Here is a 16,926-nt window from a genome sequence, read left to right on the forward strand (position 1 = left end):
CGCTCTACTCTTAAAAATTACCTTTCATCAAAAGGATGAACGCTAATTTTCTCTACTATTTTTCTCAGTTCACCATTTACATTAGCGTAACCATTTACTAAGCATTCACCCTTTACTAAATGAGAAAGATCGTTTTCAAGTTGTTTTCTCATGTTATTATCAGAAGTTATCATTTTACTTATATAATTAATTTGATCTTCAGGAGGTGAAAAGTGTATTTGCATAGCTGCATTGAATAAATAAGAAATATCACCGCTATTTTTCAAGCTACTTATTGATTGTGTAGCTAACCAGGATGACCAACCAAATTTTCTACCTTCTCTCAATATTTTAGTTGTTGGAGAGGTTTCTTTATGGTTAAGGTTTTGCATCTCATCTAATAACACTGGTATAGGTCTATTTTTATTTCCATTAATTTCTGTATAATTATACAAATCCCAAAGTATGAATTCTGTAATAATCTTTTGTATATCTGCAACATAGCCTTTTAATTGAAAGATATTGACCTTTCCTTGATTGCTAAATATTTGATCCCAAGAAAAGTCATTATCGTCATATAGAAATGGGTCTTTATCAAGTAATTTACCTATTCTTCCAACAAGTTTAAGAGATGAATTATCTTCTTTATCAATGAGTCTATTTTTTAGTTTAGTAAAAGTAAAACTTTCACCATATATATTTAATCCTTCTATTATAGATTCTTTCAATAAGCTACTTTGTTGTATTCCTAAATTAAATACAAAGTCTATATTTTGGACAATCCTGTCAGCTAAATCATCATCTGCTTCTGGTACCTTAAAACCGTCCAAATCTATATCTTTCTTTTTAAATGGGTTAATCGGAATTTTATCTTTAAAAATATATTTAGTAACTAGGTTATCACCTAAAAACTCAATAAATTCATTTTCTAAATGATTTAGTAAAAATCCGTCAGTATAGTCAATAACTAAGCTATCAATGTTGACTTTAGCCATTTCATATAATAAACACTGCATGAAGTATGTTTTTCCTTGTCCAGATTTCCCACTTATTAATAAATGTCTGTTTGATAATCTAGGATCTCCGTATTCCCAATATAAAGTTTGGTTACTTCCCTTAATTTTACCTAAAGGTATACGTATATTACTCAAATTAGTATTTCCCGTTTTTTGCATTGGTAAATGACTTTCACTATTGTAGTCCATTTTCTCCTCTTCTATTTTCACTTCAGGTTCCAACATGGAATTATCAATGTTAAATTCATTTATATCTTCATATGCTTCTTCGATTACCTCTGTGTCTTTAAATTCTATGTGAGCTTTATCATTCGATAATTGAACATCTTTAGAATTCTTAACACCCTCAACATATTTAGAAAGTAATAGTTTTAAATCAATACCTTTTTTACCAGTATTTACTTCTTCTTTGACCTTATCTAGAGATTTTTCAGCATCCTCATATGCATCTATTTGATTATAATGTACTTCAACAACTTTATCATTTTGGTCTACTAAAATTTTTCTATACGGATTTTCATCTGTAAAAAGTATAATAATACCTTTACCATAGTATTCATTTATTTTATTTGAATACTCAATATGATTATTCATTATCAATGACTTATTATTAAAGATTTTTAAATAATCATGGCTATGAATAACACCATTTTCCATAAATTTCTTCAGATTACCAAAATAAAGATTTAAGAAAAATTGTCTATAAAAGTTCTGACTTAATTTTTCATCTGAATCAGTTATTATCTCTTCATTCAATAAATTATACAAATGAGTCACTTGTGATTTAGCTTTAGAAACCACATTACTATTATTTATTCCCACCTTAACTTCAACAGGCATAAAATGAACAGTAACTTTAGAAGAACTATACTCTAACCCCATAAATAATAAATCATCTGATATTGAACCTTGATAATTTAGCTCTTTTGCAGAAAAGATATCAGAGCTCGTTTCCAACCCTTGTTGTCTACTCACTCTTATTATTTCTTCTAGAGTAATAGGTATCCAATTAATATAATCATTATCTAGAATAGCTAAAACTTGTTTATAGGCAGATATTACACTTAATTTTTCTTTAACAGAATTATTGGTAGCTTGACCTCTTTTGGACTTAGATCCTATAACTTTTAAAAGCCATTCTCCATTCAAAATGTTAAATGAACGTATAATATTTTCGATATTCTGCGGTTCATAGTTAATATTTACTTTATTCAAAAATTCTTTCAATATATTACTATATTGTTCTGTGTTATTGGTCACGGTTATAGACTCATAATTAAAAGACGAAGTTTGGTCATTATAATGTATAACATACAAATTATAATCGTCATTGTTAAAATATGATAAATCTACAGATGGATCTAAAAAAGTAACCCAATTAGTGTTATTAAAAACATCTTCTAAATTTTGATGCTCAATACTACTTATATTGTTAATAATGCCTTCATTAGTTTTATATGGATTCAATCGTTGATTCTGATTATTTGAAACAAAGCTATTCCAAATTTTTGCACTTTTTATTAAGCGATATTCATCTGAAACTCCTTTAATGCCAAATCCTGAAAGATAAGTATCTCCTAATTTAGTATAACTTATATTAGATAATAGTCCCTTACTAGTAACAGACGACTCAATTTCCTTTAAATTGTTAAAGCTGAACTTAGGTGGTTGATTGAAATTAAAAAAAGTTATATGTGTAAGGACTTTATTATCAGAAAAGTAAATATTAATTTTACGATTCAACAGTTCTATTACATCATCTTCTTCAAATTTTCTTTTTACTTTAGCTGGTATAGAAATGTCATATAAGTTATTCAACTCATCAAAAGATGAAATGCTAAAAAAATTAAATATATCATCAATTTTTTCATTTTTATCAAAATAAACATCTATTGAATTCACTTTATATAAACTTGATGACTCTTTGAGTTCCTCAAGTATATAATCTACAATTCCTTGAATAACTACTTTTTTATCTTTTATTTCAGAAAATTTAACTTTAAATGAAAAATTTGGATTAACACTGAATAGATAGTTGAAGTGCACTTTAAAATCAAACATTCTAGTTTTTATAATGTATCTCATCTTTGTAGAAGTCATTTTATTAGAGGATTCATAAGGTTTATATATTAGCCATCTAAAATTGGACTCAGATACTTCAGAAAAATAGAAATGATTTTGTGTATCCACAAAATATGGTAATAAACTGGCTGGATTATATTTAATGAAAACTTTTTCGTTAGTAACTCCCCTTGAAAAAGTTTTTGTTTTTTCAATTTCATATCTTACGTTCAGTGGATGTAATGCTGATAAGAAAATTTCACCATTTTTATAAACCAATCCTAATTCATGAATATTTAATATTTTTTTATCTATTATTTTTTCATTATCTTTTAAATTAATCAAAACATTTTCTACAGCATTACAATATGACTCTGCTGCTTCAATTATTTCATGATCATAATACATTAAACTAGGCAAAGTGTTTTTTGAAAGGATTAAATCACAAAATTTTGTATAAGAGTCCATTATATCAGTGTCTAATTCGAGTGAAGTCACCGTCATAATGTCATTCTCAAATTTAATTGACATACCTTTTTCTTTTACCATTTTCTCTTCAATGATTAACGTTTCCTTTAAATCATTATATAAATAATACTCTTCCGTACCTAATTTAACCAAGTTATCTTCAAAGTTCGCTGATATTTGTTGATTATATACTGCTCTCAAAAGACTCACACTACTAATTGGAATTGGCTTATTCAATACTTCTTTCAACTTTAGTTTGTAAAATAAATTATTTATTTCTATGAAAATATAAATGTCATCTTCATCTTTTTTAACTAATGGAGAAAAATCAAACGTAGAATATTTTTGTGATGAATAATTTTCTCCTACTGCACTTACAATGACCTTATGCTCATTATAATCATTTATTTTTAAAAGGCTATTTGCACCTGCAATACTAAATTCTACCATTTTGTTTTTATTGTCATATTTCAAATTATATTTAGTTTTAATGTGTTTAATGGTATCTTCTTCAAAATTGACTAATAAAATCTTAAATTTAAATGAATGAGAACTGCTATTATTATGACGATAAGTGAATTCGAAGAAATATTCATTGTGAGAACCTAACTCACTTAAATCTAAAACTAGATTGCTTTTGTTTCGAGTAGAGAATTTAATATCCACCTTTTTATTATTACTTAAATCTATTAGTTTAATTCCACGTGTAACGATATTACTAGTATTAATGTCAATAATTTTACTAAATGGCAAAGTAATTTTATTAATTGGCTCTTTGTTTTTAAATATGATAATATTTCTATCTTTCTTTTTAGCTTTAGTTGTTCCTGCAGGTTTATCCCAAACTTCAACATTTTTAAACTGTTTAACGAACTCATCTTCTAAAAATTCTATTCGAACTTTTTTTCTTTCATCATTGGCATCCTTACTTCTTTTCACTATTTCAAATTCAGTTTGATACCATTGATCTTTTTCTAGTTTTTCTACAGTCTTTCCTTCAAATTTCTCTTTTATCTCTTCTTTTACGTTACCTCTATCGTGTATGGACTGTACAGTGTCAAATAATTGTTTATTTTCTTCTAACCTTTTAGCAATTTCTTTCTCATTGAAAGTATTAATTTGCTTATCTTTGAACAAACCCAATTTAAAGTAATCATCGTTACTAATATAACCTTGCTCAATAATGCTATATATTGCTTCAAAATCTATTAAAGCATATTTAATAAGTTCATCATCAAAATTTTTATCAACAACAAACTTTAATATTTCAACCTCTTCTTCACCTAATTTCTCTTTCTCCTTTTTCAAGATATTGGTCAAGTTTGCTCTTAATGATTTATTATGGAAAGGAGCACCCCTTTTTGATAGATTAAAAGCTCCTCCAGTTATACTATCTAAATCATCCTTTATAAAAAATATAGCTATAGAATTATTCCATTCATTTTCTTGCAATGAAACTTTATTTCTTACAGTCACTAAGAAATCATGAGTAATGCCCTCATCAGCAAATACAAAAATTACATTTTTCCCTTTTATGTTACAGTATAAAGTTTCATAATCGAATTCTTCACTGTAGAATTTCATCACATTTATTTCTTTAGAAAATTGTATTGACTGCTTTAATTTTCTTAATTCCTCATCATTATTCATAATTAAATAAAATCGATCACCTGAATGAACATCAGATTTTTCGACATATTTAAATAACTCTTTATTCAAATAGCTATAAAACTGACTTAACATATTTTACATCCCCACTATCGCTCTTTTTATCTAATATATTCATTTTTTCATAAAATAAGGCTATTTCTTCTCTAGTATATCTGTCAAAGTATACTCCTCTTTTTTCAAACTCTAGAAAAACATCTTTGATTAGCATCTTTTCTTCTTTTACAATTATGGCAGTAAGAAGAATTAACATTTCCTTTTTTAAAGTTAACGTTTTTCCTAAAGAACCTCTATTTTTTAAAAACATGTATCTACCAATATCTTCAACTGAAAGGTGATATCTAGAAATTGTTTCTTTATTAATATCTTCACTCAACCATTTTTTAAATATCTCTATATTAGTAATCAATTTATCGCTTAATTCATCATTTTTCATATTAACTTTTCTATAATAATTAAGCACAATCTTAAGTTCATTATTTAGTTGTGCGCTTTGATTAGGAGGTAAATTTAAGATTTCTGTAAGTGTGTAAAATTTTTCATCATTATTAATTATATTAATTAAATCATTTAAATAACCTAATAAGTTATCGTTTATCAGTGTGAAATTTCTCAATGACGTTATTTGATTATAGCCATTAATATTTGTTTTTCTACTAGAAGTCAGTTTTTCTGTCTCTAAAGTAAAATATAATGGATATAAGTGCGTTCCATATTTCAAATTATTAATGTTATTTAGATTTAAAATTGATTGAGTAATATATTGAAAATAGTAAAAAGCGAAAAATTTATCGATATTTTTAAGAGCAAACTCCTTATGATCCAAAAGATAGTTCAAATCTTCTTTTTTGTACTTTAATTCATCATTAAGAATGAACTTAAAGGGGTTTTTATTTTTTACTTTAGGAATTCCATCAATTGATTCTAGGAGAATTTTTTCAACTAAATTTTTAGCTTTCTTATCTCCTATAAATTTGCACCATTTACTATTTTCTCTTAGATTAAACATTGAAGATATATACTGAGCTATGTTAATTTCTCCTGTTTTTTCAGAACCATTTGAAAGTGGATAGTAATTAACTAAGTATGGGTGATTAATTGCATGAATATTTGTATAACCAAATACCTTATCTAAGAAGTTAATTTTATCTTTTTCGCTCAAATCAGACACTGCTTCTACATTGTTATATATATTTTCAATGTTATAATCCTTTGAGCTATAGTCAATTTTCAATTCTAAACTATCTCTTGAAATAGCCCCTAAAATTGGTGTAAAACCATTAGTGAATTGAGCACGTTCAGGCTCCCTTGTAAAAAACGGATAAATCTTATACTTAAAATTACGGTTATACTTAATTTTCCCTTTATCTAACGCTAACTTATTAATTAGAAATTCACTTGCAGCTCCCATTTCTACACCCTCTCTATTTCATATCCAATAAACCCTTCTCTTATAACAAAAGTATCATTTGAATTTGGAAGATTAATTAATGTTTCATTCGTAGATTCTAAATCATTTACAACATTATCAATAAACTCAGAAAATACTACAGTTTCTTGAATATCTTGCATTTTTAAGAGATATCCTCTTTCAATTTTGTCCATCAGTTTATACAAATTGTAATCAACTTCTAAGGAATAATTGTTACCTTGTATACTTAATTCGACCTCTAATGTCAATTTATTAGTTACTTTTATGCTTTTAAGTTTTGGGTTAAATTTCAAACCAATTCTTAAGTTTGTATCAGGTTTTAAAGTCTCGTTAAATAAAAACCCACTTTTCGGAGAACCTTTCCAATTATTAATAGTAACTAAAATTTTATTAACTAGGCTTTTTTTTAAATTTATATCATATGGTAAATTTTCCAATATATTTATATATTCATTAAAGATTCTAGGTTCATACTTTTCATAATTAAACAAATAATTTAACCTTAAAATTATCTCAAATTTACGATTGTGTGCTAAACCTTCTAACAGATACAAATAATTATTAATTTTCAAAAAAGTTTCTTCACCAAAAATCTCTTTACACTTACTCTGCAAATCCAAAGTATTATACAACTCTATATTCAAAACATCTATTTTACTATCTTGGAATAATATTGGATCATGTTGTGCAATTGAATTTAGTATTTGTGATTTGTCAAAATTATTAAAAAGTAAATTAACTAACATTGATTCGTTTTCTCGTTCTATTCCTTCTGGCACCACTATGTCATATATAAAGTTTAAAATTGATCTAGTAGACAATATTCTTTTATTTTCAATTTGTATTTTGTTTAACAAATGAATAACAGTCTTTTGTACTGAGTTTTCCAGCATTAAACGATAATTTATATAAACTGCTTCATTTCTTGAAAAACCCTCGTCTTCTTGATAAGCCCTATAGAACGGGTTGTTACTATCTTTATTAAACACTTTTTTAAATATATCTATAATAAATAGATTTTTTATCTCACCTTCGGATATTTCGTTAACCTTTTCATTAATAAATGATACTATTGTGATATCGTTATGTTCATAGGCATCTTCCCTCATGCCGTTTGTGCTGAAAATATCACTATTCTCTATAGTATTTATAACATCCATTTCGATTTGTGCTCGTGCTAGAAATTCTTTTAAATTATGTAACATTCCAATGTTGATAGCCACAACTAATTTTTTCGTTATTTTTTTATGATATTTTTCGAGCTCACTAGCTAGAGTTTCTACTGCTGTTTTGTAAGGGTTATTACTTTCAGTGGCATCATTATAAATTTTCACACCTTCAAGTAAGTCAGGCTTCTTTTTATTAAAATAAGATAATAAATGTGATTTCCCATCCCCAACAGAACCGACTAAAAATATAATGCCATGCTCTTTTTCTCTTAAATTGTAAAGTGCTCTTTCTAACTTAGATTGAATAGGTCTTTCTACGTGCATATAATCGTTAAATTCACTAAACACTTCTGAGTTCACTATTGATTCCTTTGAGGAGCTACTCAAAAATTTTATAATATTAAGAAAATTTTTAGAGGTTCTTGTGGTACCATTTTCCCTATAAATTCTAACGTTATAAATATAATTATCAAGAGCTTTATAATCATTTACATGATGATATTTTTGAATCTCTTCTATCTTAATTTTTAAATTCGAAAGTATTTCAAATTCCGTATTATTAATACTTTTTTTTAGCTTTAGTTTATAGATTTCTTTGTTAAAAATTTTAGTATCTATCTCATCTAGATTGCTAAAATTTATATTCATCTCAAATAATTTCAAACAGTCTCTTAATTTCTGAATAATTTGTACATACGTATCCATTCTACCCCATCCCTTTATACCTTATTTATAGTTTATATTATCATAACACTCATTAACTTTAACTATATCACAATACAAAATAACAAAAAATATAATATTTAGAGCTTTGAATCATTTTGTAAGCACTTATTTTTTGCAAACTTTTTCAATGAAAATCCCGTTTAATCATTTTAATAAAAATTTAATTTATTCTACATATTTAATAAAGAACTGAAACATACAAATTATATGAGTAGTTTATTTCCTCATAAGAAAGTGGAATTTCATTGGTGAAGTAAGGATCATCACTCGTAGTTCAACCTGCTGCTGGATTTGTATCTCAATTTAATCACGGCAACTTGATTATCATTAATCGCGAACCCACACCCTATGACCATTTGGCAAACCTTGTCATTCATGAAGATATGGTCAAAGTGATTGCGGCGCTTGAATCGAAAAAAACGCACTGATTCAATCAGCGCGTTTTTATTTTCCCCATAAAAATGAAATGATTTCGTTGGCAACTTTGGGATTGTCGTGAATGTCGCTATGTTCCGCGTCAGCACCTTCATATTTCGATTCTTTGTAACTTTTAGGGCTATCACCAAGTAAATATTTTAATGATTTTGACGAGCTCATTGACACAATGCCATCTGAGTGTGTGCCGTCTAAAATATCACCATATATATTTAACACTTCGATGTTTTTCCCTTTATACATAGGCTTTAATTTCATAAATCCTTCATACGGTGCGATCATTCGACTTGGTTTTCCTGCATTATCTACGGATATTTCATTGACGTCTTCATTCATGCCTAATACGCCATTGTACGTTCCTGCGATACTAACTTGATGTTTCAATTATGGTAAAGATGTATCATTTCCATAATTTAGCATGTATTGTGCAAATGATGTGTTGCCCATAGAATGCCCAACAAAATTAAAATGTTTAAAATGTTGTTTTTGGTCAAGTGCCACAATCACATTTTTAATCCATGAGGCATTTTTGTTTAAATCCATATTGTCATTATCTTCTAATTCTATTTGTACAATTGGATTGCGTGCTTGTTGTGCTAGTGCGCCCTCAAACGTTACTGCACCGTCTTTAGACACATGTGCAATCACAACATCTTGTGTGACACCTCGGTCTTCAGCTTCGTTAACTATATATTTGAGTGAATTTAAATTCCCACTTGTTCCGTGTAAAAACAATGTCGGTGTGCGGTCATTGATATAATTTGCATGTGCAACTGTGCTTTGTTTATGTTGCGTATACATAATACTTGCCCCAGCAATGATTGCGATTACGATAAATACGACGGCGCTACTTAACCATATTTTCTTCTTTTTCACACACTTACCTCGATTCTATCCCATAACTTAGATTTATTTCTCTTATGTAATACCCATTTTTATAAATATAAAATACACGAGATAAGAAGTCACGACTTTTGAGTCAATTCTTACCTCGTGTATATTTTAGCTTATTTTAAATCGTTTAAATAACTGCGACCATACTCTGGTGCTTTAACCCCAAAGTTATCGGCAATCGTGGCACCAATAGAACTGAACGTTGTATCGGTTTCTAATGCATGGCCTTCTTTAAATTTCGGACTATACCAAAGCACTGGAATGTATTCACGTGTGTGATCTGTGCCTTCAGCAGTTGGATCATTTCCATGGTCCGCTGTAATGATCAGTAAGTCATCGTCACGCATATGTTCAAAGAGTTCTGGTAAGCGGTCGTCGAAATCTTTTAATGCTTGGGCATAACCTGGTTTGTTACGACGGTGACCGTATAATGCGTCAAAGTCGACAAGGTTTAAGAAACTGATGCCTTTGAAGTCTTTTTGAACGACTTTCATTAATTGGTCCATACCGTCCATGTTACTTTTCGTACGTACAGCTTCAGTAACGCCTTCGCCATCATAGATGTCGTTAATTTTACCAATCGCAATGACGTCATAACCATCATCTTTCAGTGCAGTCATCACCGTATCACCAAATGGTTTTAATGCGTAGTCATGGCGGTTACTTGTACGCGTGAAGTGACCTGGCTCACCTACGTATGGACGTGCGATGATACGGCCAATTAAATATTTTGGATCTTTCGTCAGTTCACGCACTTTTTCACAAATGTCATACAGTTCTTCTAAAGGAATAATGTCTTCATGCGCTGCGATTTGAAGCACAGGGTCTGCCGACGTATAGACAATTAAGTCTCCTGTCTTCATTTGATGTTCGCCCCACTCATCGATAATTTGTGTACCGGATGCTGGGCGGTTTGCGACCACTTTACGACCTGTCATCGCTTCAATCTCTTGAATGAGTTCCTCTGGAAAACCGTCTGGGTACACTTTAAACGGCTGCATGATATTTAAACCCATCATTTCCCAGTGCCCTGTCATTGTATCTTTTCCGACTGAGGCTTCACTCAACTTATGATAGTACGCCATTGGATGGTCCACTCGGTCGATGACCGGTAAGTCATCAATGTTACCTAGACCCAGTTGTTGTAAGTTGGGTAATGTTTGGTCAAAACCTTCTAATGTGTGACGGAGTGTATGAGACCCTTCGTCTCCAAATTTGTGGGCATCTGGCGCTTCACCAATCCCCACTGAGTCCATCACGATTAAATGTACGCGGTTAAATGTTGCCATTGTAACCCCTCCTTTTGTCTGATGCTTGCTTAGTAGTCTGAATCGGATTCTAAACCTTGCATAATTTGAACACCTGCACTCGCACCAATACGTGTCGCACCGGCATCAACCATTGCTTTGAAATCGTCTAAGTTACGTACACCGCCGGACGCTTTTACTTCAAGTGCATCGCCTACTGTTTCTTTCATTAACTTCACGTCTGCGACTGTAGCGCCTCCACCTGCAAAACCTGTCGATGTTTTCACAAATGTCGCGTGTGCAGCTTTCGCGAGTTCACATGCTTTCACTTTCTCGTCATCTGTTAATAATGTCGTCTCAATAATGACTTTAACTGTTTTACCTTGTGCAGCTTTCACGACCGCTTCAATATCTTTTTGAACATCATCATAACGACCATCTTTTAATGCGCCGATGTTGATCACCATATCAATTTCATCAGCCCCATTCTCAATGGCATTCGTCGTTTCGAACGCTTTCACCTCAGGTGTATTCGCGCCAAGTGGGAAACCAATCACAGTACATACAAGTACATCTGAATCTCTTAATTTTTCATGTGCATACGCAACATGTGTAGGATTCACACAAATCGATTTGAAGTGATAGCTTTTCGCTTCGTCAATAATCTTGTCGATTTGCGCGCGTGTAGATTCCGGCTTTAATAGTGTATGATCAATATATTTTTCAAAATTCATATTCAAACTCCTTTAACTTTCTTTACTAACTTCCGATTTTGTCCATCTATTCAATATTACAAATAATGCTAGACCCACCAAACTCATCAAACCAAGTATAAACAAGATAACGCCAAAATGCGTTTCAACAGCATTATTTCCTGGGAAATTCAACGCTTTTAAATCAATTAAAGCAGCTGCGATTGCTATTCCGACTGAAACTGCCACGTTAATAATTAAATTGTAGAATCCAATTGCGACACCTGTCATATGAATATCAATAGTGCGAATCGTTTCGTTCAATAATGGTGCATACATTAACGCAAAGCTACCTGCAAAGAAGATCATCGAAATCACAAATATTGAAACGTGTTGACCTACAGTAAATGATGGTAAGAATAGGCTGAGTGCAATGAGAACAATTGCTGTAATCGTTGCTTGTTTGGATGTTAAGTAATTACCAATTTTCCCACTCAATGCCCCTGTAACCACTGCAACTAAATAACCTGGAATTAATAAGAGTGACGTTGTATCTAATTCAAAATGATAAATTTGTTGCATGATAAATGGGAATGTAAAAATATAGCCCAATTGAATCGCATACATGACAAATACAATAAATAAGAATGATGCATAGCGTTTGTTTTGGAAAAATGATTTATCCACTAGTGGATGTTTGGCATTTTTAATGTATAGCGCAAATACTGCTATGGCAATCAATGCGCCAATCATATATAACCAATTAAAGTTGGTGATAAATAACATCACTGTTGTCGCAATAGTTGCTACTAAAATCAATCCAATAAAGTCCAAATGGGCTTTATTTGTATTATTTTCTTTTGGTAATAATTTAAATAAAAACGGCAATGTAAATATCACAATTAATGCGATGAGAAACATGTTTGTCCAATGTAAATACGTTGAAATAAATCCACCAGACAATGTCCCAATAACAAGTGATAAAGAATAGCTACTCGTACTCAATCCAAGATATGTTTTCTGATCATCTTTAGATAAATACTTTGCGACATAAATGACATATAACGTTTCTGCTGCAGCAAGTCCTGCTGTTTGGATAATGCGTCCTGCCAATACGAGCGCAAATTGATGTTGGAAAATATAGCCAATAATTGACCCAATAATAATTAAAAATACACCATAAATAAATAATGTACGAATGCTAATGGCATCAGATAAAGACGCATACACCACTGCACCGATCCCAATTACTAGACCCGCAAGTGTCGCTTGCCAACTCACGGTCGTCACTGAAATATTTAAATCATCAGCAATTGCAACTGAAATGAGCTTAAATGAATTATCAATGACTAAACTGAAAACGAATAAAAATAGTAATATTGGTACAGCTCTTTTAACTTTGACATAATCCATCATGACTCACCTCTTATGCTAAAGAAAGTGCAATTTCAATCATATCCGTAAACGCACGTTCTCTTTCTTCTGGAGTCGTAAATTCTTCTCGAATTAAGTGATCGCTCACGGTAAAAATACCTAAAGCTTCAACGCCCGCATACGTGGCATTCATATAAAGTGCTGCAGATTCCATTTCAACACCTAAAATACCCATGCGCATCCAACGTTTTGATGCCGTCTCATCTGCGTTGTAGAAAATGTCGCTCGATAAAATATTCCCTACATGATATGTTGTTCCGTTGTCACGTGCTTTGGCTACGGCTTTTTCAAGTAAATGATATGATGCAATTGGTGAAAAATGTCCTGGTAATTGGTATTGATTGACGTAGTTTGAATCTGTTGATGCACCCTGTGCAATAATAACATCATACAAGTTAATGTGATCTTGCATCGCACCGCAAGAGCCTACACGGATTAATTTTTTACAGCCAAACGTATGAATTAACTCATAAGAGTAAATACCTATAGACGGAATCCCCATGCCTGACCCCATCACAGACACTTTCTTGCCTTTGTACGTTCCCGTATAACCAAACATATTACGTACCGTATTAAATTGTTGTACATCTTCTAAATACGTTTCAGCAATAAATTTTGCGCGTAATGGGTCCCCTGGTAATAACACCGTTTCGGCGATTTCCACGTCGTTCATCGGTTTAATATGTGGTGTTGCTTTCATAATAAAAACCCCCATTTATTTGTCTATATATTTGTCTATTTGTCTAACCACTTATATAATACATGATGTAGATAGCGCTTTCAACATGTAAAATATGACAACTTTTAGAACAACTTTCTCACTGCATTGCGTCTTACGCCCCCCTTAAACAATACAAAAAAGCCACACTGCTATTGCAGTATCGCTTCTTCATATTCCTTATTTATTTTATTCAAGAACGTTGTCTAATTTGTATGATCTGTTCTCACACGTGAGACGATGATTTCAAAACGTTCTTGTGGTAAATACCATTTATTAACTAAAATTGGGCTCGTGTGATTGCCATACACATTTTCAACAACAAGCCAACATGAAGGGCCGCCTTCAAAAACATGCTTATGATTTTTAAAGATAGGTGCTTTCGTAATCGAGTATTTCAAATCAGATTGATAGGCATTCATATAGACCGTTTCTTCTACAAATTGACACATTTGACGTTCACTTTGGGTATTAATTTTAAAAGTATCAATAACATTCACTGGAATAAATGTAAAACACAGTGCATCTGCATGGTTACTTTCATTATCTTTTTCAAAATAATAACGCTCCATCGCAATGACAGCAGAAGGATGATCTGTAAATAGATGGTTCGTATACTCGCTTTCTAAATCTACTCGATAGTTCAATGAACCTAACGTCATGGCGTGGCGTGACATTTGATGTAGCGGGTGTTCTAGCAAAGTCACACTTGATGCGTGATGTGCCCTCATTTGCGGAATGACAATGTGACCTTTACCACGAATACTTTCAATCACACCATCTTCAACGAGAATTTTAATCGCTTGACGTAGTGTCATTCGACTCACACCAAAACGCTCACACAATACTTTCTCAGTCGGGAGTGCTTGCCCTCCTGGAAACTTTCCCATTTGAATCTCTTCGAACAACGTATTATAAATGTTTAAAAACTTTGGCTGCGATTGTGTCACAAAACAACCTCCAATATTTTAACGTTTCCCTTTTTATCATACAATAAGATGATTCCAAATGGCATACATGTTTACAGAAAGTCAATGATTTCTAAAAGCCTGTCCCCCGAAATGCTAAAATCGTTCATCCTAAAAAGAAACCTGAAGCCACATCAAATGTGACTTTAATGGCAATCGTGACACCTACAATATTTTAAAAAGGCTTCAAAATTCATTAAAAGAATTCTGCAGCCTTTGTTAAAATGTGATATTTGATATATAACATCTTTCCGAACATATCAGATATATCCATAAATGCCTATGCCTTTTCCAGTTTTTCTTCTGTCTTTCTACCTAAAGATGGCATTTTAATCATGTGAACTAACAATATCACCGTAACAATATACAATGAGTATTCAATCACATTTAAAAATTGTTGTGCATATTTAAACGCATCGAATACATTTGAAATAAAAATATAGTCCCAAAACATGTGGAACAATATTGGGAAAATAATTTTTCGTGTATAAACATAGAGTACACCTAAGAAAAGTCCTATAGGAATCGACGTCACAGCTTGTAACGTTGCATCAGGTAATGGCAAGCCACCTACGACATTCTTCAAATGTAATAGCGCAAAAAGGAGTGCTGAAATCAAGACCGCATAGATTGGTTTCATATGACGTGCAAGTCCCCCAAGTAAAATCCCTCTGAATGCGCCTTCTTCCGCGATACCAATAATTAATGAACTCACAATCGGGAACAAATAAAGCGGTGTTACACTAAACGTTGCACCTGCAGTAATGAGTGCCAAAGCAGTCAATGTTACAAATGGAATAAATGGTAAGAAGTAGAAAAATGTTATCTCTGGTTTCGGTGTTTGAATTGAAAATGACGCTCTATGACGTAAACCATAAATACTTGTCATCAGAGCTAAAATGAAAAGGACTGCAATAAAGGCGAATAGGAAATTTTCAGTACCATATTCGATACCTAGCCCAAAATTCATAATACTCATACCTATACCTGAGACAATAAAATATGCAATGATGAACTTAGTGTGTTTTTCCATACGAACCACTCACTTTCTCTCTAAAATTTTTTTGAGTCTTGCTCTATTGGGAGATGCAGAACATGCATGCCTCGAATCAAACAAGACTTACTCATTTACATTATAAAACATTTATTTTTTATAAATTAAAAAATTAAGATGGATTTAAAATTAAATTAACCTTAAATGACTTATATATAAACATATAATAACCCGTTCATTACACTTGGAGCGTAATGAACGGGTTATTTGTATTTAATGTTTGATAGATGTGTCGCCACTTTTCGGCATAAGCGTTTGCACATGTCTCATTTTCCAAAGAATCCAAACGATAACGATAACTTCTAATACTACTGTGCCAATAAATAACATTGGTGCAAAGGATACGGAACCTAATCCGTTATTTAAGAAAACATAATCCCAAATGAAATGGAAGAAAATTGGATATAAAATATTTCGTGTATAAATGTACACAGCTCCTAAAAAGATACCCATCAATAACGTTGATAGCATTTGGTTCAAGACATCGCTCAACGTCACACCACCAAGAACATTTAATAAGTGCAACGCAGCAAATAAAACAGCTGATAAAAATACAGCATAAATCGGTTTCATGCGTTGGGCCAATCCACCTAAAATAATACCTCTAAACGCGCCTTCTTCTGCAATACCAATCAATATCGCATCAATCATTGGCAATACAAACATTAGACCTGCATTGGCATTATCTACTAAAGTGAAAGCACCAAGTAGCGTAATTGTAATAAAGGGTAAAATGAATAACCATCCGTGCCCACTTGCTGGCGCTAAAACGAGTGATGATTTATGACGCAATCCATAAATGACCGTCATTATAGCAAGTATTGCCATGAACGGCAAAAAGGTTTGTCCAAAATGTGCTGATTCATATGGGGTATTGAACACCTGTTTGGTTATAATCAAACCCAAACCCATGACAAACATATAAAACGCTAAAAATAAATAATGCTTTTTCATGTGCATCCCTC

At 31.5% G+C, this 16,926-nt stretch carries 10 protein-coding genes and 2 pseudogenes; 1 reads left to right on the top strand and 11 read right to left on the bottom strand.

From position 1 onward, the window contains the following. Nucleotides 1-17: 17 nt before the first annotated feature. Genes GJE18_RS11570 through dptF form a run of 3 tightly spaced genes read right to left on the bottom strand, consistent with a single transcriptional unit; the run spans nucleotide 18 to nucleotide 8,498 of the window. A complete protein-coding gene (locus GJE18_RS11570) occupies nucleotides 18-5,267 on the bottom strand; it encodes a helicase HerA domain-containing protein (RefSeq protein WP_165886164.1) in 5,250 nt (1,749 codons plus the stop codon). Further along, a complete protein-coding gene (gene dptG / locus GJE18_RS11575) occupies nucleotides 5,248-6,603 on the bottom strand; it encodes a DNA phosphorothioation-dependent restriction protein DptG (RefSeq protein ID WP_107376443.1) in 1,356 nt (451 codons plus the stop codon). Before dptG ends, GJE18_RS11570 begins: the two co-directional genes overlap by 20 nt. A 2-nt stretch (nucleotides 6,604-6,605) precedes the next feature. Continuing rightward, nucleotides 6,606-8,498 (bottom strand): DNA phosphorothioation-dependent restriction protein DptF, encoded by a 1,893-nt coding sequence (gene dptF / locus GJE18_RS11580; RefSeq protein WP_107376442.1) that lies wholly within the window; start codon nucleotides 8,496-8,498, stop codon nucleotides 6,606-6,608. A gap of 278 nt (nucleotides 8,499-8,776) precedes the next feature. On the opposite strand from dptF, the pseudogene GJE18_RS12225 reads away from it, so the two are divergent. Further along, nucleotides 8,777-8,947 (top strand): annotated as a pseudogene (locus GJE18_RS12225) (NAD-dependent protein deacylase); the annotation flags it as partial. A gap of 16 nt (nucleotides 8,948-8,963) precedes the next feature. Here the strand turns inward: GJE18_RS12225 and GJE18_RS11585 are convergent. The 8 genes and pseudogenes from GJE18_RS11585 to GJE18_RS11620 form a co-directional block, all read right to left on the bottom strand. Then, nucleotides 8,964-9,830, bottom strand: a pseudogene (locus GJE18_RS11585) (alpha/beta hydrolase). A 131-nt stretch (nucleotides 9,831-9,961) separates the two neighbouring features. Beyond that, nucleotides 9,962-11,137, bottom strand: coding sequence for a phosphopentomutase (deoB, locus tag GJE18_RS11590; protein WP_107369021.1), 1,176 nt, complete (start codon nucleotides 11,135-11,137; stop codon nucleotides 9,962-9,964). Nucleotides 11,138-11,166: 29 nt separating this feature from the next. Then, nucleotides 11,167-11,829: a deoxyribose-phosphate aldolase gene (gene deoC, locus GJE18_RS11595; RefSeq protein ID WP_145051036.1), complete on the bottom strand. Its 663-nt coding sequence runs from the start codon at nucleotides 11,827-11,829 to the stop codon at nucleotides 11,167-11,169. Nucleotides 11,830-11,841: 12 nt separating this feature from the next. Next, a complete protein-coding gene (locus GJE18_RS11600) occupies nucleotides 11,842-13,203 on the bottom strand; it encodes an MFS transporter (protein ID WP_107368771.1) in 1,362 nt (453 codons plus the stop codon). 10 nt (nucleotides 13,204-13,213) lie between these two features. Then, entirely contained in the window at nucleotides 13,214-13,921 is a 708-nt protein-coding gene (gene deoD, locus GJE18_RS11605; RefSeq protein WP_085622600.1) for a purine-nucleoside phosphorylase, read from the bottom strand. Nucleotides 13,922-14,145: 224 nt separating this feature from the next. Beyond that, a complete protein-coding gene (locus GJE18_RS11610) occupies nucleotides 14,146-14,889 on the bottom strand; it encodes a GntR family transcriptional regulator (protein ID WP_060552076.1) in 744 nt (247 codons plus the stop codon). 298 nt (nucleotides 14,890-15,187) lie between these two features. Continuing rightward, nucleotides 15,188-15,940: a CPBP family intramembrane glutamic endopeptidase gene (locus GJE18_RS11615; protein ID WP_107368770.1), complete on the bottom strand. Its 753-nt coding sequence runs from the start codon at nucleotides 15,938-15,940 to the stop codon at nucleotides 15,188-15,190. A 234-nt stretch (nucleotides 15,941-16,174) separates the two neighbouring features. Beyond that, nucleotides 16,175-16,915: a CPBP family intramembrane glutamic endopeptidase gene (locus tag GJE18_RS11620; protein WP_157951753.1), complete on the bottom strand. Its 741-nt coding sequence runs from the start codon at nucleotides 16,913-16,915 to the stop codon at nucleotides 16,175-16,177. Nucleotides 16,916-16,926 lie beyond the last annotated feature (11 nt).

The sequence above is a fragment of the Staphylococcus agnetis genome, assembly GCF_011466855.1.
Lineage (GTDB): Bacteria > Bacillota > Bacilli > Staphylococcales > Staphylococcaceae > Staphylococcus > Staphylococcus agnetis.

What these genes read in the sequence shown, in the direction of transcription:
- GJE18_RS11570 (WP_165886164.1), bottom strand. Translation starts at nt 5,267, where the DNA reads ATGTTAAGTCAGTTTTATAGCTATTTGAATAAAGAGTTATTTAAATAT.
- dptG (WP_107376443.1), bottom strand. Translation starts at nt 6,603, where the DNA reads ATGGGAGCTGCAAGTGAATTTCTAATTAATAAGTTAGCGTTAGATAAA.
- dptF (WP_107376442.1), bottom strand. Translation starts at nt 8,498, where the DNA reads ATGGATACGTATGTACAAATTATTCAGAAATTAAGAGACTGTTTGAAA.
- deoB (WP_107369021.1), bottom strand. Translation starts at nt 11,137, where the DNA reads ATGGCAACATTTAACCGCGTACATTTAATCGTGATGGACTCAGTGGGG.
- deoC (WP_145051036.1), bottom strand. Translation starts at nt 11,829, where the DNA reads ATGAATTTTGAAAAATATATTGATCATACACTATTAAAGCCGGAATCT.
- GJE18_RS11600 (WP_107368771.1), bottom strand. Translation starts at nt 13,203, where the DNA reads ATGATGGATTATGTCAAAGTTAAAAGAGCTGTACCAATATTACTATTT.
- deoD (WP_085622600.1), bottom strand. Translation starts at nt 13,921, where the DNA reads ATGAAAGCAACACCACATATTAAACCGATGAACGACGTGGAAATCGCC.
- GJE18_RS11615 (WP_107368770.1), bottom strand. Translation starts at nt 15,940, where the DNA reads ATGGAAAAACACACTAAGTTCATCATTGCATATTTTATTGTCTCAGGT.
- GJE18_RS11620 (WP_157951753.1), bottom strand. Translation starts at nt 16,915, where the DNA reads ATGAAAAAGCATTATTTATTTTTAGCGTTTTATATGTTTGTCATGGGT.